Here is a 20,397-nt window from a genome sequence, read left to right as displayed (position 1 = left end):
GCTCGTTTGCAGTCACTCCACCGTCTGTTCGATAACCCCGAAGATCGGATGATGGCGGTCGTCCTCTGCCCAGATCCGCACGGTGTCGCCCTTCTTCAGGAACGGCGTCTTCGCCTCGCCACCCTGGATCGTCTCGATCGTACGAACCTCGGCGAGGCAGCTATAGCCCACCCCGCCCGCGGCGATCGGCTTGCCGGGGCCGCCGTCCGCGTCGCGGTTCGATACCGTGCCCGATCCCACGATCGTCCCGGCGCCGAGCCGGCGCGTCTTGGCGGCATGTGCGATCAGCGTGCCGAAATCGAAGGTCATGTCCTCGCCCGCGTCGGCACGGCCGAGCGGCTCGCCGTTGAGGTCGACCATCAGCTTGCGGTGCAGCTTGCCGTCCTGCCACCAGTCGCCGAGCTCGTCGGGGGTGACGAACACCGGCGAGAAGGCGCTCGCTGGCTTGGACTGGAAGAAGCCGAAGCCCTTGCCGATCTCCGCAGGGATCAGGTTGCGCAGACTGACGTCGTTGGTCAGGCCCACCAGCCGCACCGCCGCCAGCGCCTCGTCGCGCGACGCGCCCTGGGCGACGTCGCCGGTGACCACCACCACCTCGGCCTCCAGGTCGCAGCCCCAGCTTTCGTCGGCCAGCGGGATCGGATCGCGCGGACCCAAAAAGCCGTCCGATCCGCCCTGGTACATCAGCGGATCGTGCCAGAAGCTGTCGGGCATCTCCGCGGCGCGCGCCTGCCGAACGAGCGCGACGTGGTTCACATAGGCGGACCCGTCCGCCCATTGAAAGGCGCGCGGCAGCGGCGAGGCGGCGTCGTGTTCGTGGAAGCGGCGCATCGGGATCATCTCGTGCGCCAGATCGGTCGCGAGATTGGCGAGATCGGGCGCGACCCGGTCCCACTCGTCGAGCGCCGCCTGCAACGTCGGCGCGATGTGCGCGGCATCCGCATACCAGGCAAGATCGGATGAAACGACGACGAGCTTGCCGTCACGGCCGTGCTTGAGGCTGGCGAGTTTCATGCGGTCTCCTGCTGTTGTCTGCGCCCCTTCTACCGAGCCTAACCCGCGACGGGTAGTGGCCGCGCTCGATCGCGACGGTCGCCATAACTTTTGTTACCTTACTCTTGACCCCGCCCGGCTTCGTCAGCACGCTGCCGCCACAGCATGAGAGGAACGCCATGTCGCTCGACACCCTGCCCGGCCGCTTCGCGTACAACGAGGATCACGAGGCATTCCGCCAGACCGTGCGCAGCTTCCTCGCCAAGGAGGGCGTTCCCAACGTCAACAAATGGGAGGCGGACCGCCTCGTCCCCAAGGAGTTCTGGCGCAAGGCCGGCGAGGTCGGGATGCTCTGCCCGACCGTGCCGGAGGCTTACGGCGGCCTGGGCCTCGATTTCGGCTACAACGCGATCGTCGACGAGGAGATGAGCTACCAGGGCGTGCCCGCGGGCTTTTCGCTCCAGTCGGACATCGTCGCGGGCTATATGGAGCATTACGGCTCCGAAGAGCAGAAGCGCGAATGGCTGCCGAAGATGGTGTCGGGCGACGTGATCACCGCGATCGCGATGACCGAGCCGGGCACCGGCAGCGATCTCCAGGCGATCCGCACCACCGCGCGCAAGGACGGCAACCATTATGTCGTCAACGGCAGCAAGACCTATATCACCAACGGCCAGAACACCGATCTGACGCTGGTCGTCTGCAAGACCGATCCCGACGCCAAGCCCGCCTGGCGCGGCATGTCGATCATCCTCGTCGAAAGCGACCGCGAGGGCTTTCGCAAGGGCCGCAAGCTCGACAAGATCGGCCAGGACGCCGCCGACACCAGCGAACTGTTCTTCGACGACGTCCGCGTGCCGATCACCAATTGCCTCGGCGAGGAAGGCAAGGGCTTCATCTACCTGATGAGCCAATTGCCGCAGGAACGCCTCACGATCGCGGTCGGCACCCAGGCTTCCGCCCAGCGTGCGTTCGACGACACCGTCGCCTTCACCAAGGACCGCAAGGCGTTCGCGGGCATGGTGTTCGATTTCCAGAACACCCGCTTCGTCCTCGCCGACCTGAAGGCCAAGCTCCAGGTCGGCTGGGCGCATCTCGACTGGGCGATCGCGCGGCACCTGAAGGGCGAACTGACCAACGAAGAAGGCGCCGCCGCCAAGCTGTGGCACACCGAGCTGCAATGGGAGGTCATGGACAAATGCCTCCAGCTCCACGGCGGCGCGGGCTATATGAACGAATACCCGATCGCCAAGATGTGGCGCGGCGCGCGCGTCAGCCGGATCTACGGCGGCACGAGCGAGATCATGAAGGAACTGATCGGACGGTCGCTCTGAGCTCCTCCCTCGCTTCAGCGAGGGAGGAATAGGGTGAACCTTGACATTCCCCAACTTCGCGCGCATCTGCCGCGCATCGAGGCGTCATGCAGCGTGATCGGGCCATGGGAAAAATCCGGGTCCAGGCTCCGCCTCGGTCGTTTTTAAACGGGCTTCCCTTTTCACGCGGGGTGTCAATCTCCCCCGCCCCTCGTGCGTCCTCGACGCGCGAGCCCGGCACATCTGAAAGTCGACATTTCATGTCATTCGCACATCTCGGCCTCGCCGATCCGCTCGTCCGCGCGCTCCAGGCAAAGGGCTATACCGACCCGACGCCGATCCAGGCGCAGTCGATCCCCATCCTCCTCGAAGGCGGCGACCTGCTCGGCATCGCGCAGACCGGCACCGGCAAGACCGCGGCGTTCGTGCTGCCGTCGATCCAGCGCCTGGTCGAAAACGCCAAGCGCGTCCTGCCGACGCATTGCCGCATGCTCGTCCTCGCCCCGACCCGCGAACTCGCCAGCCAGATCGCCGACAGCGCGCGCGGCTACGGCCAGTTCTCCAAGATGTCGGTGACGACGGTGTTCGGCGGCACCAGCATCAACAAGAACCGCCAGGACATGAGCCGCGGCGTCGACATCCTCGTCGCCACGCCGGGCCGGTTGATCGACCTGGTCGAACAGGGCTTCGTCAACCTGTCGATGATCGAGATCCTCGTCCTCGACGAAGCCGACCAGATGATGGATCTCGGCTTCATCCACGCGCTGCGCAAGATCGTCCGCATGCTGCCGAAGAAGCGCCAGACGTTGTTCTTCTCGGCGACGATGCCGAACGCGATCCGCGAGCTCGCCGGCCAGTTCCTGCACGAGCCGAAGACCGTCTCGGTCAAGCCCGCGGCGACCACCGCCGAGCGGGTCGACCAGTACGTCACCTTCTGCAACCAGTCGGAGAAGCAGGCGCTGCTGACGATCACGCTGGCCGATCCCTCGATCGACCGCGCGCTGGTCTTCACCCGCACCAAGCATGGTGCCGACCGCGTCGTGAAGCTGCTCGCCGGCAACGGCATCGCGTCGAACGCGATCCACGGCAACAAGAGCCAGGGCCAGCGCGAGCGCGCGCTGGGCGAGTTCAAGGCGGGCAAGGTGAAGGTGCTGGTCGCGACCGACATCGCCGCGCGCGGCATCGACGTGTCGGGCGTCAGCCACGTCATCAACTTCGAACTGCCCAACGTCGCCGAGCAATATGTCCACCGCATCGGCCGCACCGCGCGCGCCGGCGCCAGCGGCATCGCGGTCGCGTTCTGCGCCGATGACGAGAAGCCCTACCTGCGCGACATCGAGCGCCTGACCAGGCAGAAGGTCACGGTGCAAGCATTGCCCGAGGATTTCCTCGCCCAGGCCAACAAGATCAAGCAGACGCGTACCAACGCGATCGGCGCCGATCCCGAGGTTCGCGTCGAGCGTCAGCGCCAGCTGCCGCGTCCCCGCGCCACCCACGCCCCGAGCCCGACCGGCCGCAGCTATGCCGGCGCGAGCCGCGGTCATGGTGGCGGCGGCGGCGGTGGCGGCCAGGGTCGCCCCGGCGGCCAGGGTCGCAGCGGCGGCGGCGGTCAGGGCCGCAGCGGTGGCCAGGGCCGAGGCGGTCCCGGTCGCGGCACGGGCACCTCGGCCCCGCGCTGATCTTTTGAGTCCTCCCTCGCGAAGCGCAGGAGGGGGACCATCCGTAGGACGGTGGAGGGGGCCTCGCCACGAGCGATATCGCTCGCGGATAGGCCCCTCCGTCAGGCCAAAGCCTGCCACCTCCCCCGCTGCGCGAGGGAGGAATGATCACCCCCGCTCCGTCAGCCATTCCGCCGTTGGCGCGCGGTCGCTGCGCAGGCGGTTCGCCGCCGCCTCGGGATCCTCGTACCCGATCGCGACGCCGCAGAAGAGCATCCGCTCCGCCGGCGTCTCCAGGAAGCGCTCCACCGTCCCGGGATATACCGCCCAGCATTCCTGCGGGCAGGTCGCGAGCCCCGCATCCACCGCGAGCAGCATCAGGTTCTGCAGGTACATGCCGAGGTCCGACCATTGCGGCGGCCCCATCCGCCGGTCGACCGTGCAGAAAAACGCCGCGGGTGCCCCGAAGAACGCGAAGTTGCGCGCGAACCACGCCCGCCGCGCCGCCTTGTCCTCGCGCGGAATGCCGAGATGCGCGTACATCGCCTCGCCGATCGCGAAGGTCCGCCCCTTGTATCGGTCCGCCATCTCGCGCGGGTAGATGTCGTAGCCCGGTGTCTCGGTCTCGCCGCGGGCGAGCTTGCCCGCCATGATCGCCTTCAGCTCGCCGAGCGACGCACCATGGACGATGTCGATGTGCCAGGGCTGGATGTTCCCCCCCGTCGCGGCACGCGACGCCTTCACCGCCAGGTCGCGCAGCAGCGCCGGCTCGACCGGCCGCTCGAGGAAACCGCGGACCGATCGCCGCGCTTCGATCGCCTGCCACAACTCCATGCCCGCTCCCCTTGCCGCCGCAGCCGATTTGCGCGACAACGACGAGGATAACATCTGTTATGGAGAGAGGGAAATGGCCGAGGCCTATATCGTCGAGGCGGTGCGGACCGCCGGTGGTCGCCGCGGTGGCCGGCTCGCCGCCTGGCATCCTGCGGATATGGCGGCGGAGACGCTCGACGCGGTGATCGCGCGGTCGGGGATCGATCCCGCGGCGGTCGAGGACGTGATCATGGGCTGCGTGAGCCAGGGCGGCGAACAGGGCTTCCAGGTCGGTCGCGGCGCGGTGCTCGCGTCCAAGCTGCCGCAGAGCGTGCCCGCGGTGACGATCGATCGCCAGTGCGGCTCGTCGCAGCAGGCGATCCAGTTCGCCGCACAAGCGGTGATGTCCGGCACCCAGGACGTGGTGATGGCGGCCGGCGTCGAATCGATGACCCGCGTCCCGATGGGATCGACCGGCATGCTGTTCGCGCAGGCGGGACTCGGCAAGGCCAAGTCGCCGCGGCAGGAGGAGAAGTTTCCCGACATCCAGTTCAGCCAGTTCATGGGTGCGGAGATGATCGCGCAGAAATACGGCTTCAGCCGTGCGGACGCCGACGCCTATGCGCTCGAAAGCCATCGCCGCGCTGCCGCCGCGACCGAGCGCGGCGACTTTGCCGAAGAAATCGTCGCGTTGACCGTCGAGACGCCGGAGGGCGAGGTCCGCCACGATCGCGACGAGGGCATTCGCTACGACGCGACGATGGAGTCGATCGGCGCGGTCAAGCTGCTGAAGGAGGGCGGGATCGTCTCTGCCGCCAATGCCAGCCAGATCTGCGACGGCGCCAGCGCGGTGCTGGTGGTCAGCGAGCGGGCGCTGAAGGAACATGGACTGACCCCGCTCGCGCGCATCCACAACCTCACCGTGACGGCGGGCGATCCGGTGGTGATGCTCGAGGAACCGCTGTTCGCGACCGATCGCGCGTTGAAGCGCGCAGGCATGTCGATCGACGACATCGACCTTTACGAGGTCAACGAAGCGTTCGCCCCGGTGCCGCTGGCATGGTTGAAGCACGTCGGCGGCGATCACGCCAAGCTGAACGTCAATGGCGGCGCGATCGCGCTTGGCCATCCGCTCGGCGCAAGCGGCACCAAGCTGATGGCGACGCTGGTTCACGCGCTGCACAAGCGCGGCGGCCGCTATGGACTCCAGACGATGTGCGAAGGCGGCGGCATCGCCAACGTCACGATCATCGAGCGGCTCTAGCGCCAGACCCCCGTCACCCCGGCCTTGCGCCGGGGTCCCGCTTCTTATGGACCGAGCAAGGCAGCGGGACCTCGGGTCGAGCCCGGGGTGACGAAAGGGTAGAACGACCGGAAAGGGAAGACTGACCATGAACATCGACACCGACACTGCCGCGATCGTCACCGGCGGCGCTTCCGGCCTCGGCGAGGCCACCGCGCGCGCGCTCGCCGCGCGGGGCGCCAAGGTCGCGATCTTCGACCTGCAGGCGGAAAAGGGCGAGGCCGTCGCCGCCGACATCGGCGGCATCTTCTGCGAGGTGAACGTCACGAGCGACGAGAGCGTCGACGCGGGGCTCGCCAAGGCGCGCGCGGCGCACGGGCAGGAGCGCGTGCTGGTCTGCTGCGCCGGCACTGGCAACGCGATGAAGACCGCGAGCCGATCCAAGGAAGACGGCAGCATCAAGCATTTCAGCCTGGAAGCGTTCAACTGGCTCATCCAGATCAACCTGGTCGGCACCTTCCGCTGCGTCGCCAAGTCCGCGGCAGGAATGCTGACGCTGGATCCCGGCGCCGATGGCGAGCGCGGCGCGATCGTCATGACCGCCAGCGTCGCCGCGGAGGACGGCCAGATCGGCCAGGCCGCCTATTCGGCATCGAAGGGCGGGGTCGTCGGCATGACGCTGCCGATCGCACGCGACCTGATGGGCGAGGGTATCCGCGTCAACACCATCCTGCCGGGCATCTTCAACACCCCGCTGATGCAAGGCGCGCCGCAGCAGGTGAAGGACGCGCTCGCCGCCAGCGTTCCTTTCCCCAAGCGGCTCGGCAACCCTTCGGAATATGCCGGCCTGGCGCTGACGATGATCGAGAACGGCTATTTCAACGGCGAGGACGTCCGCCTCGACGGGGCGATCCGCATGGCGCCGCGCTGAATGGCGAGGCCCGACCCCTGGCGGCTACTCCCCGCCAGCTACCCGCACCACGCGGCGGTGCAGACCCGCTTCCAGGACCTCGACGTGCTCGGCCATATCAACAACGTGGCCTGGGCCGCGTTGTTCGAGACCGGGCGCGTCAAGTTCAACCACGCGATCGGGCTGGCGGGGCGGCGCGAACATCGCTGGCTGGTCGCGAACGTCGAGATCAACTATCTGGCGGAAGGGCATTTTCCCGACGATGTCGAGGTCGCGACCGGGATCGGCGACATCGGCATGCGCTCGTGGCGGATCCTGTCGGCCGCATTCCAGAACGGCCGCGCCCTGGCGACCTGCGACGTCACGATCGTGATGAGCAGCGAGACCGGCGCGAAGGCACTGCCGGAGGATTTCCGGACGGATCTGGGCGGGTGGATGGTCAGCGGCATAGGTTGATGATCCCTACCTCTGCACCACCCCGGCGGAGGCCGGGGCCTCGTCGCGACGGTGGATGTAACGGAGGCAAACGCTTCGCCCCCATCGTCTCCCGACTGGGCCCCGGCCTTCGCCGGGGTGTGGTTGGTTGACGCACCCACGAAGGCCTCAATCCACGAACACCGGCTCTCGCTTGCCCATGTGCGCCGCCACCGCCTCCATCATGTTGGGCCTGCCGATCACCTTCACCTGCTCGTCGGTTTCGGCCTCCAGCATCGTCCGCGGATCGGCGTCGTGCGCCATGTTGCACAGCCGCTTCGCCCCGCGGATCGCATGCGGATTTCGCCCTGCGATCGTGCGCGCCAGCGTCATCGCGGCTTCGTGCGGATCGTCGGCGATGCGGGTGACGAAGCCGTGCGCCAGCGCCTCCGCGGCATCGAATTCGCGCGCCGTATAGACCAGCTCGCGCAGCACGTCGTCGCGCACCAGCCCGCGCCAGATCGGAAAGCCCGCCATGTCGGGCACCAGCCCCCAATAGCTCTCGCGGATCGCGAAGCGCGCGTCGGGCGCGGCGATGCGGATGTCGGCGCCCGACATGATCTGGAAGCCGCCGCCGAACGCGACGCCGTGGACCGCCGCGATCACCGGCATCGGCAGATTGCGCCAGCCCCAGGTGACGTGCTGCGGCAGGATCGATCCCTGATCGTTGCGGGTCCGCGAGGTGCCCGAGCCCCCGGCCTGCATGCTCGCCATGTCGAGCCCGGCGCAGAACGCCCGCCCCTCCCCCGACAGCACCACGCAGCGCACGTCGGCCCGCTCTGCGAGCGCATCGATCGCCGCGCCGATCCCTTCGAACATCGCCGGATCGATCGCGTTCATCTTGTCGGCGCGGGTCAGCCGGACGTCGGCGATACCGTCGGCGATGCTGGTCGAAACGCGGTCGTTCATGGCTCTCTCCTGGTTGCCGCCACGCTATCGGAGCACCACCGGCGCGGCAATCGTTGCACCGCGGGTCGCGCGGTGTACGACGGCGCTCATGAGCAGTTTCGATCTGAAGCGCTTCGTCGCGCACGGCTTCGGCGGCCACGGCAAGGCGCTCGGGCTCCGCTTCCACGCCGAGGGGCCCGGCTGGGTCGAACTCGCGCTGCCCTATGACGAACGCCTGATCGGCGATCCGGGTCGCGGCGTGATCGCGTCGGGGCCGATCGTGACGATGATGGACATGGCGACCAGCCTGGCGGTGTGGGTCAAGCGCGGCCATTTCGCGCCCCAGGCGACGGTCGACCTGCGGGTCGACTATCTGCGCCCGGCGACCCCCGGCAGGACCGTGATCGGCCGCGGCGAATGCCTGCGCCTCACCCGATCGATCGCGTTCGTCCGCGGCGTCGCCTATGACGACGACGTCGCCGATCCGCTCGCGCACGTCGCCGGCACCTTCATGACGATGGACGCGCCGGCATGACGCTGCCGCCCTATGCCGAGGTGCTCGGTCTGTCGATCGAGCCGCGCGACGCCGCCGCGCCGCTGCTGGTGATGCCGTTCGGCGATCACGTGCTCGGACGCCCCGGCTTCCTGCACGGCGGCGCGATCTCCGGGCTGCTCGAAATGGCCGCGATCGTCGCGCTCCAGTACGCGCTGGAAGAGGAAGGCGGCGGCCGGATCAAGCCGGTCAACGTCACCGTCGATTTCATGCGCGGCGGCCGCGACAAGCCGACCCGCGCCGAGGGAATCGTCACCCGCCTCGGCACCCGGGTCGCCAATGTCGAGGCGATCGCCTGGCAGGACGACCGCGCCAAGCCGATCGCGAGCGCGCGGATGAATTATCTGATCGTGCGGGATTGAGGGACGGCAGGCACGAGCGCGCCGCCTACTCCGCCCCGTCCCCGCCCAGGTCGCGCGCCACCTTCGGCGCGCGCAGCAGGGCGTCGATATGGCTGCCTTCGTCGAAGCTCTCGTCGGCGAGGAACTTCAGTTTGGCGGCGTATTTCATCTGCACCCGCGACGCGACCTCGCGCTGCAGATAGGCGGTGTTGGTGCGCAGCGCCTTCAGCACCGCTTCCTCGTCGCGCCCGAGCAGCGGCTTCACGAACACCGTCGCGTGGCGCAGGTCGGGCGACATCCGCACCTCGGTGATCGACACGACATGCTTGTCGAGCGTCGCGTCATGCACGTCGCCGCGCTGCAGCACCTCGCTGAGGATATGGCGCACCTGTTCGCCGACCCGCAGCGTGCGTACCGACTTGTCTGGCTGGTCCTGCTTCATCGTCCCTCCGCCGCAAACCGCGCCCCCTCCCGAACCCGGGAGAGGACGCGCTTCGATCAGAGCGTGCGCTCGCGCATTTCGACTTCGTAGGTTTCGAGGAAGTCACCCGGCTTGATGTCGGTGTGGCTCTCGAAGGTGACGCCGCATTCGAGACCCGCACGGACCTCGGCGACATCGTCCTTGAAGCGGCGCAGCGACGCGATCTGGCCGTTGTAGACGATCACGTCGTTGCGCGTGATGCGCGCCTTCAGCGCCTTGCGGATATAGCCGTCGACGACCAGCAGGCCCGCCGCGCGGCCATGCTTCCCCGCGGAGAACACCTCGCGGATCTCCGCCCGGCCGACCACCGTCTCGAACGCCTCGGGGCCGAGTTCGCCCGCCATGCCGGCGCGGATCTCGTCGATCAGGTCGTAGATGACGTCGTAATATTTCAACGCCACCTTCTGCCGCTCGGCGATCTCGCGTGCCTTGGCGTTGGCGCGCACGTTGAAGCCGATGATCGGCGCCCCCGATGCCCCCGCCAGCGTCACGTCGCTCTCGGTGATCCCGCCGACACCCGAATGCAGCACGCGCGCCTTGATCAGATCGGTCGAGATCTTGTTGATCGACGCCACGATCGCCTCGACCGTCCCTTGCGTATCCGCCTTCACAACCAGCGGATATTCGATCGCCTGCTTGTCCTTCAGTGCCGAGAACATGCTCTCGAGGCTGGCGGGCGTCGACGTGGTCCGCTTCTGGGTGAGCACGCTGGCACGATATTCCGCTACTTCGCGGGCGCGTGCCTCGTTCTCCACGACCTGCAGCGGATCGCCCGCCGACGGCACGCCCGACAGGCCGAGCACCTCGACCGGCATCGACGGACCCGCCTGCTTCAGCTGGCGTCCCTTGTCGTCGACCAGCGCGCGGACCTTGCCGCTTTCCGCACCGATCACGAACACGTCGCCGACCTTCAGCGTGCCGCGGTTGACCAGCACCGTCGCGACCGGGCCGCGGCCCTTGTCGAGCTTGGCCTCGATCACCGTACCCTCGGCAGGACGATCGGGATTGGCGGCGAGTTCGAGCAGCTCGGCCTGGAGCTGGATCTTCTCGATCAGCGTGTCCAGCCCGGTCTTCTTCAGCGCCGACACCTCGACGTCCTGGACGTCGCCGCCCATTTCCTCGACCACGACCTCTTCGCTCAGCAGGCGCTCGCGCACCTTCTGGGCGTTGGCCTCGTGCTTGTCGATCTTGTTGATCGCCACGATCATCGGCACGCCCGCCGCCTTGGTGTGGTTGATCGCCTCGATCGTCTGCGGCATCAGCCCGTCGTCGGCGGCGACCACCAGCACGACGATGTCGGTGATGTCCGCACCGCGCGCGCGCATCTGCGTGAACGCCTCATGCCCCGGCGTGTCGAGGAAGGTGATCTTCGACTTGTCCTTCAGCGTGACCTGATAGGCACCGATATGCTGGGTGATGCCACCCGCCTCGCCGCGCACCACGTCGGTGCCGCGCAGCGCGTCGAGCAGCGAGGTCTTGCCGTGATCGACATGGCCCATGATCGTGACCACCGGCGGCCGCGGCTGCAGCGATTCCGCGGCATCCTCGACCGTGTCGATCGCGAGATCGATATCCGCATCCGACACACGGGTGAGGTTGTGGCCGAACTCGGTCACCAGCAGCTCGGCGGTGTCCTGATCGATCGTCTGGTTCATGGTGACAGGCATGCCCATCTTGAACAGCGCCTTCACCAGGTCCGCGCCCTTTTCGGCCATGCGGTTGGCGAGTTCCTGGACGGTGATCGCCTCGGGAACCTGGACATCGCGGACTTGCTTGGCCTGCGCCTCGCGCGGGCCGCCGAAGTGGCGCTTTTCCTTTTCGCGGGCGCGCTTCAGCGCCGCGAGGCTACGCGCGCGCGCGCCATCACCGTCGCCGAGCGCACGGGTGACCGTGAGCTTGCCCGAGGTCCGGCGATCGTCGCCCTTGCGGTCGCGCTGCTGCGGCCGGCTGGCGGGCGAGTTGCGCGGAGTCGCGACGCCGCTCGGCAGCGCGCGGTTGCCCTGTGCCGAAGCGCCACCGGTGCCGGACGCGGCCGCGGGTGCGGCCTCGGCGGCGGGAGCAGGCGCGGGTGCCGGGCGCGGCGGAGGCCGCTCGGGGCGCGCGACCGGCGAGAAGCGGCGCGGTGCGGGCAGCGACGGATCGCGGCCGAGCTCCAGCGTCGGCGCCGGAGCGGGTGCCGGGGCAGGAGCGGGCGTGGGTGCCGCTGCGATCGGCGCGGGCGCCGGGGCAGGCTCGGGCGCCTTGGCCTCGACCTCCGCCGGCGCGGCGACGGGCGCCGCCTCGGGGGCAGCTGCGACCGGCTCGGGCGCGGGAGCGGGCTCGGGTGCTGCGGGGGCAGCCGCCTCGACCCGCTTCTCGTCGGCGCGACGCTTGTCGTCCTCGACCGCCTTGGCGCGCTCGGTCTCGCCGCGACGGCGGGCGTCCTCGAGCGAGTTCATCCGCTGTTCTTCGGCCTCGCGGAGCAGCTTGGCCTGGCGCTCCTGCGCGGACAGGTTGCTCGCCGGCGCGGCAGGCGCGCGGGCGGGCTCCGGCGCGCGGGCGACCGGCGCGGCGGCGGGGGCCGGCTCGGGAGCGGCCTGCTCCTGGACGGGCACCTCAACCTCGCCCGGGCGACCACCGAGGACGCGGCGGCGCTTCACTTCGACCACCACCGTGTTCGAACGGCCGTGGCTGAAGCTCTGCTTCACCTGGCCGGTCTCGACGGTGCGCTTCAGCCCCAGCGGCGTGCGCATGCCGAGCTTCGGCTTTTCGTTGTCGGTCTCGCTCACTCAAATTCCTCGATGCTGTCTACGGCCGGTAGCATGTCCGGAAAACCGGACGCCGTTGCGCCTTGCGAGGCCGTTTCGCAAGGTGCGGGTAAAGGTTCGGGTCCGATAAAATGCAGCCAGCGGTCGAGCGCATCGCTCACCCGCTTCGCCGCAGCGCGGTCGGTCAGGCCGATATGTACCACATTCTCGCGGCCTAGCGCCAACGACAATATGGTGCGCGGCATCGGGAGTGCCAAGCCCCTGACATCGCTGCCCTCCCGATCGGACCCGACTCGCCAGGCCTGGTCGAGCTTGCGGTTGCCGTCGGTGCCCGCGTCCGCGGCATGATAGAGCGCATGGAGCTGCCCCTGCCGCGCCGCGGTCTCGATCTTGTCGCTGCCGGTGAGCAGCGTGCCACCCTTCGCCTCCAGCCCGAGCCGGTCGAGCGCATTGCGCTGCAACGCCGCCGCGATCATCGCGGGCAGATCGGGCGAGATCGTGAAGTCGGACGTCTTGAACGCCCGCGCGAGCGCGCCTTTCAGCCTGCCCTTGGCGATCGCGGTCTCGAGCGTCTCGCGCGTCACCCCGATCCACGCGCCGCGCCCCGGCGCCTTGGCACGCACGTCGGGCAGGATCGCGCCATCGGGCGCGAGCGCCAGCCGCACGAGATGATCGCGACGGTCCCGCTCCTGCGAGAGGATGCATTTGCGGACGGGATCGGCCGCGGTCATGCTGCCGCCCAAACCGGCAGGCAGCCGCCATTGCGTCCCCGCGAAGGCGGGGACCCAGTACTGGGCTCCCGCCTTCGCGGGAGCACAACCGCGGTCAGGCTATCGGCCCGTGCCCCTGGCGGGGCCCACCATCGCGACAGTAAGGAACAAGGCTGTGAAGCGCCGTTCAGCTTCTCATCGGGAGACGTCCGCATGAGCGTCTCCCTTTGTCGTCGGCGCGTCGCGGTCGGCGATCAGTTGGCCACCCGCGCCGTAGTTTTCGGGCGACACCTCTTCGATCACGATCTGCACCGCGGCCGGGTTCTTGCCGAGGCGCGCGACCAGGGAAGCGGTGACGTCGGCGACGATCCCCGCTTTCTGGTCGTGGTCCGCGGTGCCCGCGATGCGGATCGAGACGAACGGCATCAGGCTTCGTCCGCTCCCTTGACGGCGGCGTCATCGGCGGGGGCATCCTCCGCGGCCGCGTCGGCCTCGGCGGTCTCGCCCGCATCCTCGTCCTCGAACCAGTGCGCGCGCGCGGCCATGATGATCTCGTTGCCCTGCTCGTCGCTCAGGCCATAGTCGCTGAGGATGCCGCCCTTCGGCTCGGGCCGCTTGGGCGCGTCCTCGTTGCGGCGGCGCGGTTCGACGCGCTTCTTCTCGACCAGCTCGTCGGTGGCGAGATCGGCGAGGTCGTCGAGCGTCTTGATCCCGGCCTTGCCGAGCGTCACCAGCATCGCCTCGGTCATATACGGCATGCCGGCAAGCGCATCGTCGACGCCGAGCGCCTTGCGCTCCTCGCGTGCGGCGGCCTCGCGACGGTCGAGCGCTTCCTGCGCGCGGCTCTGCAGCTCCTGGCCGAGATCCTCGTCGAAGCCCTCGATACCCGCGATCTCGTCGAGCTCGACATAGGCGACCTCCTCGAGTGCGCCGAAGCCCTCGGCGACCAGCAGCTGTGCCAGCGTCTCGTCGACGTCGAGCTCGTTCTGGAACATCTCCGAGCGCTCGACGAATTCCTTCTGGCGCTTCTCGCTCGCGTCCTGCTCGGTCAGGATGTCGATCGCCTTGCCGGTCAGCTGGCTGGCGAGGCGGACATTCTGGCCGCGACGGCCGATCGCGAGGCTCAGCTGGTCGTCGGGCACGACCACCTCGATCCGGTCCTCTTCCTCGTCGATCACGACGCGGCTGACCGACGCCGGCTGCAGCGCGTTGACGACGAAGGTCGCGGTGTCGGGCGACCAGGGGATGATGTCGATCTTCTCGCCCTGCATCTCCTGCACCACCGCCTGGACGCGGCTGCCCTTCATGCCGACGCAGGCGCCGACCGGGTCGATCGAGGAATCGCGGCTGATCACGCCGATCTTGGCGCGGCTGCCGGGATCGCGCGCGGCGGCCATGATCGTGATGATGCCGTCGTAGATCTCGGGCACTTCCTGCGCGAACAGCTTCTTCATGAAATCTGGGTGCGCGCGGCTGAGGAAGATCTGCGGCCCGCGATTCTCGCGACGGACGTTGAGGATCAGCGAACGGATGCGGTCGTTGACCCGGACGACTTCGCGCGGGATCTGCGCGTCGCGGCGGATCACGCCCTCGGCCCGGCCGAGATCGACGACGATGTGGCCGAATTCCACGCGCTTGACGACGCCGGTGATGATCTCGCCCTGGCGGTCCTTGAATTCCTCGAACTGGCGCTCGCGCTCGGCGTCGCGGACCTTCTGGAAGATCACCTGCTTGGCGGCCTGCGCCGCGATCCGACCGAATTCGATCGGGGGAAGCGGATCGACGATATAGTCGCCGACGACCGCGTCCTTCTGGAGCTTCTCGGCGCCCTTCAGGTCGACCTGCTTGAAATAGTCGTCGACTGCCTCGACCACCTCGACGACACGCCACAGCCGGAGATCGCCGGTGGTCGGATCGAGCTTGGCGCGGATGTCGTTCTCGGCGCCGTAGCGCGCGCGCGCGGCGCGCTGGATCGCGTCCTCCATCGCCTCGATGACGATGCCCTTGTCGATCATCTTTTCCGACGCGACCGAATTCGCGATCGCGATCAACTCCGCGCGGTTGGCGGTGGCAACGCTGGCCATCAATTCTGTCCTTCCATCTCGGCGTCGTCGTCGAACGCCGCTTCATCGTCTTCGAATTCTTCGGCACCCAGGCTGACCAGCGGCGCGGTCGCCGCGAGCAGCCGATCGGTGATCGTCAGCTTGGCTTCGCCGATCTGGCCAAGCCCGACCGTCATCGGCTGGTGCCCGCGAACGTCGATCGTCACCCGGTCGCCGTCGACGCCGACCAGGTCACCGGTCAGCACCTTGCGCCCCTCGACCGCGTCGAGCAGCCGCAGCCGCGCCTCGTGACCCGCCCAATCGGCATAGTCCTTGGCGCGGGTCAGCGGCCGGTCGATCCCCGGCGACGACACTTCGAGCCGATACGCTTCCTCGATCGGATCCTTCTCGTCGAGCACGTCGGACACCCGGCGCGACAGCTCGGCGCAATCGTCGATCGTCAGCTGGCGGGTGTCGGGGCGCTCGGCCATGATCTGCAGCGTCGGATCGGATTTGCCGCCGGTCATCTTGATGCGCACGAGATCGAAGCCGAGCGCCTTGGCCTCGGGTTCGATCAGCGTCGTCAGCAGGGCGATGTCGGCCATTGCGGCTCAGATCCAATACATGCGTCGTCGTCGCCGGAACCGGGTGGCTCCAGCCTCTTCACCGCTAGCGATGTAGAGAATGTGCTTGCGATATAGTCCGGCGCGACGGACTAGGCAAGCGTCGCAACCGGGGCACGCCCGTCGGCGTTTGCACGAGGCACGTCCCGCCCCGCCCGGCCCCGAGGAGCCCTTGATGATCCGATCCGCCCTGTTCGCCACCGCGATGCTGACCGCGACCGCCGGCGCCGCCGCGCCGGGCGAGTCGCAGGCCGCGGATGCGCCGGCCGCCCTGCCGTTCCGCGCCACCGTGCTCGCCGACCTCGATTCGCCCTGGGCGATCGCGGTGCTGCCCGACGGGCGCCTGCTGGTGACCGAGAAGAAGGGGCGGATGCTGCTGCTCTCGGCCGACGGCAAGCAACGCCGCACGGTCGCCACCGTCGCCGTCGATTCGGCTGGCCAGGGCGGGTTGATGGACGTCGTCGCCGCGCCGGGCTTCGCGAACAACGGCCATGTCTATTTCAGCTATTCGACCGCGGGGCCCGGCGGCAAGGGCGTGGTGCTCGCGCGTGGCAAGCTGGAGGGTGCTGCGGGCAGCGAGCGGCTCGGCGGGATCGAGACGCTGTTCAGCGCCCGGCCGTTCGTCGAGGGCAACGGCCATTATTCCGGCCGCATCGCCTTCTCCCCCGATGGGCAGCACCTGTTCTTCACCAATGGCGAGCGGCAGAAATTCACCCCCGCGGAGGACAAGACGATGACGCTGGGCAAGGTCCTGCGGCTCACCCTCGACGGCAAGCCCGCGCTCGGCAATCCGCTCGCCGCGCAGGGTTTCCAGCCCGAGGTTTGGAGCTACGGCCATCGCAACCTGCTCGGCATCGCCTTCGACGCGCAGGGCAATCTGTGGGAGCAGGAGATGGGGCCGAAGGGTGGCGACGAGGTCAATCTGATCCTGCCGGGCCGCAACTATGGCTACCCCAATGTCTCGAACGGCAGCCATTACGACGGCCGCGACATCCCCGATCATGCGCCCGGCGACGGCTATGAGGCACCCAAGGTCTGGTGGAACCCGGTGATCTCGCCGGGCGGGCTGATGATCTATTCGGGCACGCTGTTTCCGGCTTGGAAGGGCGACGCCTTCATCGGCGGGCTGTCGTCGCAGTCGCTGGTCCGCGTCGATCTCGACGGCACCGCCGCGCGCAAGGGCGATCAATGGGCGATGGGCGCCAGGATCCGCGACGTCGACCAGACTGCCGACGGCGCCATCCTGGTGATCGAGGACGAGGACGACGGATCGCAGGGCCGCCTGCTCAAGCTGACCCCCGCCCCCGCCTGATGCACGGCGTGACCACCAACCCCGATCGCGCGCTCGATCCCGGCCCGCGCTACGATTTCCGGCGGGTCCGGCACGACGACCTGCCGATGCTGCGGCGGTGGCTGGCGACGCCCGCCGCGCGCCGATGGTGGGGCGATCCGCGCCGCGAGGCAGACCTGATCCGTGCCGATTTCGACGAGCCTGCGATGACGATGCTGATCGTCGCGCTCGACGGCCGGCCGTTCGCGTTCGCGCAGCATTATGCGGTGCATGCGTGGCCGCAGCCGCAATTCGCGCATCTGCCGCGGGGCGCGCGCGCGATCGATACCTTCATCGGCAACCCCGCGCTGATCGGGCGCGGCCACGGCACCGCCTATCTGCGCCTGCTCGCCGAACATCTGCGCCGCGGCGGCGTGCCGATCGTCGCGATCGATCCGGACATCCGCAACACCCGCGCCCGCCGCGCCTATGCACGCGCGGGCTTCCGGCGCGAACGGCTGGTGGGCGTCGAGAAGCGTCCCGCCGTGGTCATGCTGTTCGACGATTGATCGCAGGCGCGCGGCGTGGAAGGAGCGCGGGGTGGCCAAGCTCTACTTCTACTACGCGTCGATGAACGCGGGTAAATCGACCAATCTGCTCCAGGCGGACTTCAACTATCGCGAGCGCGGGATGGCGACGATGCTGTTCACCGCCGCGGTCGACGATCGCTTCAGGCCCGGCACGATCACCTCGCGGATCGGGCTGGAGGCGCCCGCCACCCCGTTCGACGCCCAGACCGATCTGGCCGCCTGCGTCGCGTCGCAGCATGCCGCCGATCCGCTCGCCTGCGTGCTGGTCGACGAGGCGCAATTCCTGACCGGCATCCAGGTCGCGCAGCTTGCGCGGATCTGCGACTCGATGGGCATCCCGGTGCTCGCCTATGGCCTGCGCACCGATTTCCAGGGTCGCCTGTTCGAAGGCGCAGCGCGGTTGCTTGCGATCGCGGATTCGCTGGTGGAGATCAAATCGGTCTGCGTCTGCGGGCGCAAGGCGACGATGAACCTGCGCGTCGATGCCGAGGGCAACCCTATTGCGGAAGGCAAGCAGACCGAGATCGGCGGCAACGATCGCTATCTCGCGCTGTGCCGCCGGCACTTCACCGAGGCGCTGGCGAGCTGAAGCGACCGTCCGGGCGGGCGACTAGCCGCCACTCGCGCCACCTCCTACATGCTGCACCATGAACCCCGACAACATCGTCTACCGCAGCGCCATCTGGATCATCCCGCTCGTGATCGCGATCGTGTTCCACGAGGTCGCGCATGGCTGGGTCGCCAAATGGCTCGGCGATCCGACCGCGGCGGAGCGCAAGCGGTTGAGCTTCAACCCCATTCGTCATGTCGATCCGATCGGCACCATCGTCGTGCCGCTGGGGCTGGCAATCGCGCATGCACCGGTGTTCGGCTGGGCCAAGCCGGTGCCGGTGATCGCCGAGCGGCTGCGCAACCCGCGATATGGGATGATGGCGGTGGCGCTCGCCGGGCCGGGGATGAACCTGGCACTGGCGACGATCGCGGCGGTGGCGCTCGGGCTGTTCGGCAATGCGATCGGCACCGGGCAGCCGGGGGGCGTCGGCGCGTTCGTCGTTGCCAACCTCGTCAACTTCCTGCTGGTCAACGTCTTCCTGGCGTTGTTCAATTTGCTGCCGCTGCCGCCGTTCGACGGCGGGCACGTCGTGCAGGGCCTGCTGCCGCGCTCGCTGGCGGTGCACTATGCCAAGCTGGCGCCGTTCGGCTTCCTGATCATGATCTTCCTGCTCGTGCTGCTGCCGATGGCGTTCCCGAACGCGAACGTCGTCGCGCGGCTGGTCGTGCCCCCGGCCGAGGCGGTGGTGCGGATGTTCCTGTCGCTCGCCGCCGCGATCAGCTGATCGGCGATGCACGGCTGGCTGATCCTCGACAAGCCGCTCGGACTCGGCTCGACCCAGGGCGTCTCGGCGGTCAAGCGCGCGCTGCGCCAGGGCGGCTATGCCAAGGCCAAGGTCGGCCATGGCGGCACGCTCGATCCGCTCGCGACCGGCGTGCTGCCGATCGCGATCGGTGAGGCGACCAAGCTCGCCGGGCGGATGCTCGACAGCGACAAGGTGTATGAATTCACGATCCGCTTCGGGGTGCAGACCGACACGCTCGATCTGGAAGGCGCGGACATCGCGCTCAGCGACGTCCGCCCGACCCTCGCGCAGGTCGAGGCGGTGCTGCCGCGCTTCACCGGCCCGATCGCGCAGGTGCCGCCGAACTATTCGGCGCTGAAGGTCGACGGCAAGCGCGCCTACGACCTCGCACGCGCCGGCGAGGTCGTCGTGCTCGCCAGCCGCGACGTGACGATCCACGCGCTATACTCCTCCCCGGTACGGGGAGGGGGACCGTTCGCGCCAGCGAATGGTGGAGGGGGCGCTCCCCAGGCAGTGACGCCCGTGGAGACCCCCCTCCACCATCCTGCGAATGGTCCCCCTCCCCGTGCCGGGGAGGAATTAGGGGAAGTCACCCTGACCGCCCATGTCTCCAAGGGCACCTATATCCGCAGCCTCGCGCGGGATATCGCGCTGGCGCTCGGCACCGTCGGCCACGTTACCATGCTCCGTCGCACCAGGGCGGGTGCGTTCGACCTGTCGGGGGCGATATCGCTGGACAAATTGGCGGAAGCCGGTATGGCGCGCGGCCTGGAACATTTACTCCTGCCATTGAGGGCGGGGCTGGACGACATCCCGGCTCTTGCGCTCGATCCCGACCAGGCAGGAGCGCTCCGACAGGGGCGTGTGCTGGCCGGGTTCGCTGTCGATGATGGCCTTCGCTTCGCGTGCATGGACGATGTTCCGGTCGCGCTCGTCGAGGTTCGGGACGGAAACGTCCATATCGTCCGCGGCTTCAATCTCGCGATGTCGAAGGAAAACGAATGACGATCACTGCCGAGCGCAAGGACGCGCTCATCAAGGAACATGGCCGCATCGAAGGCGACACCGGTTCCCCCGAGGTCCAGGTCGCGATCCTAACCGAACGGATCCGCAACCTGACCGAACATTTCAAGGGCCATGCGAAGGACAATCATTCGCGCCGTGGCCTGCTGATGATGGTCAACAAGCGTCGCACGCTGCTCGATTATCTCCGTCACCGCGACGGCCAGCGCTATCTCGATCTGATCGCGAAGCTCGGCCTTCGCAAGTAACGCGAACGGCGCCCTCGGGCGCCGTTTCTGCATCCAGGATACCTCCGCTTCGTGGCGGAGGCACAGGCCAGCTAGCAATAAGGCGACACTGGCGGGGCAACGAAATGCCCTGAACCGCC

The 20,397-nt window shown here is 68.3% G+C and carries 22 protein-coding genes; 13 read left to right on the top strand and 9 right to left on the bottom strand.

Features of this window, described 5'->3' with window-relative positions:
* Positions 1–12: 12 nt before the first annotated feature.
* Positions 13–1,014, bottom strand: a complete 1,002-nt coding sequence (locus ACT009_RS12625; protein WP_445191420.1) for a fumarylacetoacetate hydrolase family protein — start codon at positions 1,012–1,014, stop codon at positions 13–15.
* Positions 1,015–1,172: 158 nt separating this feature from the next.
* On the opposite strand from ACT009_RS12625, the gene ACT009_RS12620 reads away from it, so the two are divergent.
* On the top strand, positions 1,173–2,327 hold the full coding sequence (locus ACT009_RS12620) for an acyl-CoA dehydrogenase family protein (protein ID WP_445191419.1): 1,155 nt from the start codon (positions 1,173–1,175) through the stop codon (positions 2,325–2,327).
* Positions 2,328–2,566: 239 nt separating this feature from the next.
* Positions 2,567–3,985: a DEAD/DEAH box helicase gene (locus tag ACT009_RS12615; protein ID WP_445191418.1), complete on the top strand. Its 1,419-nt coding sequence runs from the start codon at positions 2,567–2,569 to the stop codon at positions 3,983–3,985.
* 147 nt (positions 3,986–4,132) lie between these two features.
* Here ACT009_RS12615 and ACT009_RS12610 read toward each other — a convergent pair whose 3' ends face one another.
* Positions 4,133–4,798: a nitroreductase gene (locus ACT009_RS12610; protein ID WP_445191417.1), complete on the bottom strand. Its 666-nt coding sequence runs from the start codon at positions 4,796–4,798 to the stop codon at positions 4,133–4,135.
* Positions 4,799–4,871: 73 nt separating this feature from the next.
* On the opposite strand from ACT009_RS12610, the gene ACT009_RS12605 reads away from it, so the two are divergent.
* The 3 genes from ACT009_RS12605 to ACT009_RS12595 all read left to right on the top strand — a co-directional run bounded on the left by ACT009_RS12605 (position 4,872) and on the right by ACT009_RS12595 (position 7,386).
* A complete protein-coding gene (locus ACT009_RS12605) occupies positions 4,872–6,041 on the top strand; it encodes an acetyl-CoA C-acetyltransferase (RefSeq protein WP_445191416.1) in 1,170 nt (389 codons plus the stop codon).
* A gap of 127 nt (positions 6,042–6,168) precedes the next feature.
* Positions 6,169–6,951, top strand: coding sequence for an SDR family NAD(P)-dependent oxidoreductase (locus ACT009_RS12600; protein WP_445191415.1), 783 nt, complete (start codon positions 6,169–6,171; stop codon positions 6,949–6,951).
* A complete protein-coding gene (locus ACT009_RS12595; RefSeq protein ID WP_445191414.1) occupies positions 6,952–7,386 on the top strand; it encodes an acyl-CoA thioesterase in 435 nt (144 codons plus the stop codon).
* Between the two features lie 147 nt (positions 7,387–7,533).
* Here ACT009_RS12595 and ACT009_RS12590 read toward each other — a convergent pair whose 3' ends face one another.
* Positions 7,534–8,313: a crotonase/enoyl-CoA hydratase family protein gene (locus ACT009_RS12590; protein ID WP_445191413.1), complete on the bottom strand. Its 780-nt coding sequence runs from the start codon at positions 8,311–8,313 to the stop codon at positions 7,534–7,536.
* A gap of 88 nt (positions 8,314–8,401) precedes the next feature.
* On the opposite strand from ACT009_RS12590, the gene ACT009_RS12585 reads away from it, so the two are divergent.
* The gene (locus ACT009_RS12585) at positions 8,402–8,827 is read left to right on the top strand and encodes a PaaI family thioesterase (RefSeq protein ID WP_445191412.1); all 426 of its coding nucleotides are present in this window, start codon (positions 8,402–8,404) and stop codon (positions 8,825–8,827) included.
* Positions 8,824–9,207 carry a PaaI family thioesterase gene (locus tag ACT009_RS12580; RefSeq protein ID WP_445191411.1) on the top strand — a complete coding sequence of 128 codons (384 nt, stop codon included), beginning with the start codon at positions 8,824–8,826 and terminating at the stop codon, positions 9,205–9,207. The genes ACT009_RS12585 and ACT009_RS12580 overlap by 4 nt, the downstream gene beginning before the upstream one ends.
* 25 nt (positions 9,208–9,232) lie before the next feature.
* On the opposite strand, the gene rbfA is transcribed toward ACT009_RS12580, so the two are convergent.
* The 6 genes from rbfA to rimP all read right to left on the bottom strand — a co-directional run bounded on the left by rbfA (position 9,233) and on the right by rimP (position 15,771).
* A complete protein-coding gene (gene rbfA, locus ACT009_RS12575; protein ID WP_445191410.1) occupies positions 9,233–9,628 on the bottom strand; it encodes a 30S ribosome-binding factor RbfA in 396 nt (131 codons plus the stop codon).
* A 56-nt stretch (positions 9,629–9,684) separates the two neighbouring features.
* Positions 9,685–12,435 carry a translation initiation factor IF-2 gene (gene infB, locus ACT009_RS12570; RefSeq protein WP_445191409.1) on the bottom strand — a complete coding sequence of 917 codons (2,751 nt, stop codon included), beginning with the start codon at positions 12,433–12,435 and terminating at the stop codon, positions 9,685–9,687.
* The gene (locus ACT009_RS12565) at positions 12,432–13,145 is read right to left on the bottom strand and encodes a DUF448 domain-containing protein (RefSeq protein ID WP_445191408.1); all 714 of its coding nucleotides are present in this window, start codon (positions 13,143–13,145) and stop codon (positions 12,432–12,434) included. The genes infB and ACT009_RS12565 overlap by 4 nt, the downstream gene beginning before the upstream one ends.
* 174 nt (positions 13,146–13,319) lie before the next feature.
* Complete coding sequence (locus tag ACT009_RS12560; protein WP_445191407.1) at positions 13,320–13,550, bottom strand: tautomerase family protein; 231 nt, start codon at positions 13,548–13,550, stop codon at positions 13,320–13,322.
* Entirely contained in the window at positions 13,550–15,208 is a 1,659-nt protein-coding gene (gene nusA / locus ACT009_RS12555) for a transcription termination factor NusA (protein ID WP_445191406.1), read from the bottom strand. The genes ACT009_RS12560 and nusA overlap by 1 nt, the downstream gene beginning before the upstream one ends.
* A complete protein-coding gene (gene rimP, locus ACT009_RS12550) occupies positions 15,208–15,771 on the bottom strand; it encodes a ribosome maturation protein RimP (protein ID WP_445191405.1) in 564 nt (187 codons plus the stop codon). The genes nusA and rimP overlap by 1 nt, the downstream gene beginning before the upstream one ends.
* 193 nt (positions 15,772–15,964) lie before the next feature.
* Between rimP and ACT009_RS12545 the strand changes: the two genes are divergently transcribed.
* The 6 genes from ACT009_RS12545 to rpsO are packed head-to-tail and all read left to right on the top strand — an operon-like array spanning position 15,965 to position 20,278.
* Positions 15,965–17,101 (top strand): PQQ-dependent sugar dehydrogenase, encoded by a 1,137-nt coding sequence (locus ACT009_RS12545; RefSeq protein ID WP_445191404.1) that lies wholly within the window; start codon positions 15,965–15,967, stop codon positions 17,099–17,101.
* A gap of 8 nt (positions 17,102–17,109) precedes the next feature.
* Positions 17,110–17,628: a GNAT family N-acetyltransferase gene (locus ACT009_RS12540; protein ID WP_445191403.1), complete on the top strand. Its 519-nt coding sequence runs from the start codon at positions 17,110–17,112 to the stop codon at positions 17,626–17,628.
* Positions 17,629–17,659: 31 nt separating this feature from the next.
* Positions 17,660–18,238 carry a thymidine kinase gene (locus tag ACT009_RS12535; protein WP_445191402.1) on the top strand — a complete coding sequence of 193 codons (579 nt, stop codon included), beginning with the start codon at positions 17,660–17,662 and terminating at the stop codon, positions 18,236–18,238.
* 58 nt (positions 18,239–18,296) lie between these two features.
* The gene (locus ACT009_RS12530; protein ID WP_445191401.1) at positions 18,297–18,986 is read left to right on the top strand and encodes a site-2 protease family protein; all 690 of its coding nucleotides are present in this window, start codon (positions 18,297–18,299) and stop codon (positions 18,984–18,986) included.
* Positions 18,987–18,992: 6 nt separating this feature from the next.
* Positions 18,993–20,012, top strand: coding sequence for a tRNA pseudouridine(55) synthase TruB (gene truB / locus ACT009_RS12525; protein WP_445191400.1), 1,020 nt, complete (start codon positions 18,993–18,995; stop codon positions 20,010–20,012).
* Positions 20,009–20,278 carry a 30S ribosomal protein S15 gene (gene rpsO / locus ACT009_RS12520; protein ID WP_445191399.1) on the top strand — a complete coding sequence of 90 codons (270 nt, stop codon included), beginning with the start codon at positions 20,009–20,011 and terminating at the stop codon, positions 20,276–20,278. The genes truB and rpsO overlap by 4 nt, the downstream gene beginning before the upstream one ends.
* Positions 20,279–20,397: the final 119 nt, after the last annotated feature.

It is taken from the genome of Sphingomonas sp. Tas61C01 (assembly GCF_052567495.1).
Note: the sequence above shows the minus strand (reverse complement) of the source record. Positions and strands in the feature narration are given on the sequence as shown.

Bases quoted from the DNA above. Each gene is read 5' to 3' on its own strand.
- ACT009_RS12625 (WP_445191420.1), bottom strand. From the start codon at position 1,014: ATGAAACTCGCCAGCCTCAAGCACGGCCGTGACGGCAAGCTCGTCGTC.
- ACT009_RS12620 (WP_445191419.1), top strand. From the start codon at position 1,173: ATGTCGCTCGACACCCTGCCCGGCCGCTTCGCGTACAACGAGGATCAC.
- ACT009_RS12615 (WP_445191418.1), top strand. From the start codon at position 2,567: ATGTCATTCGCACATCTCGGCCTCGCCGATCCGCTCGTCCGCGCGCTC.
- ACT009_RS12610 (WP_445191417.1), bottom strand. From the start codon at position 4,798: ATGGAGTTGTGGCAGGCGATCGAAGCGCGGCGATCGGTCCGCGGTTTC.
- ACT009_RS12605 (WP_445191416.1), top strand. From the start codon at position 4,872: ATGGCCGAGGCCTATATCGTCGAGGCGGTGCGGACCGCCGGTGGTCGC.
- ACT009_RS12600 (WP_445191415.1), top strand. From the start codon at position 6,169: ATGAACATCGACACCGACACTGCCGCGATCGTCACCGGCGGCGCTTCC.
- ACT009_RS12595 (WP_445191414.1), top strand. From the start codon at position 6,952: ATGGCGAGGCCCGACCCCTGGCGGCTACTCCCCGCCAGCTACCCGCAC.
- ACT009_RS12590 (WP_445191413.1), bottom strand. From the start codon at position 8,313: ATGAACGACCGCGTTTCGACCAGCATCGCCGACGGTATCGCCGACGTC.
- ACT009_RS12585 (WP_445191412.1), top strand. From the start codon at position 8,402: ATGAGCAGTTTCGATCTGAAGCGCTTCGTCGCGCACGGCTTCGGCGGC.
- ACT009_RS12580 (WP_445191411.1), top strand. From the start codon at position 8,824: ATGACGCTGCCGCCCTATGCCGAGGTGCTCGGTCTGTCGATCGAGCCG.
- rbfA (WP_445191410.1), bottom strand. From the start codon at position 9,628: ATGAAGCAGGACCAGCCAGACAAGTCGGTACGCACGCTGCGGGTCGGC.
- ACT009_RS12565 (WP_445191408.1), bottom strand. From the start codon at position 13,145: ATGACCGCGGCCGATCCCGTCCGCAAATGCATCCTCTCGCAGGAGCGG.
- ACT009_RS12560 (WP_445191407.1), bottom strand. From the start codon at position 13,550: ATGCCGTTCGTCTCGATCCGCATCGCGGGCACCGCGGACCACGACCAG.
- nusA (WP_445191406.1), bottom strand. From the start codon at position 15,208: ATGGCCAGCGTTGCCACCGCCAACCGCGCGGAGTTGATCGCGATCGCG.
- rimP (WP_445191405.1), bottom strand. From the start codon at position 15,771: ATGGCCGACATCGCCCTGCTGACGACGCTGATCGAACCCGAGGCCAAG.
- ACT009_RS12545 (WP_445191404.1), top strand. From the start codon at position 15,965: ATGATCCGATCCGCCCTGTTCGCCACCGCGATGCTGACCGCGACCGCC.
- ACT009_RS12530 (WP_445191401.1), top strand. From the start codon at position 18,297: ATGAACCCCGACAACATCGTCTACCGCAGCGCCATCTGGATCATCCCG.
- truB (WP_445191400.1), top strand. From the start codon at position 18,993: ATGCACGGCTGGCTGATCCTCGACAAGCCGCTCGGACTCGGCTCGACC.
- rpsO (WP_445191399.1), top strand. From the start codon at position 20,009: ATGACGATCACTGCCGAGCGCAAGGACGCGCTCATCAAGGAACATGGC.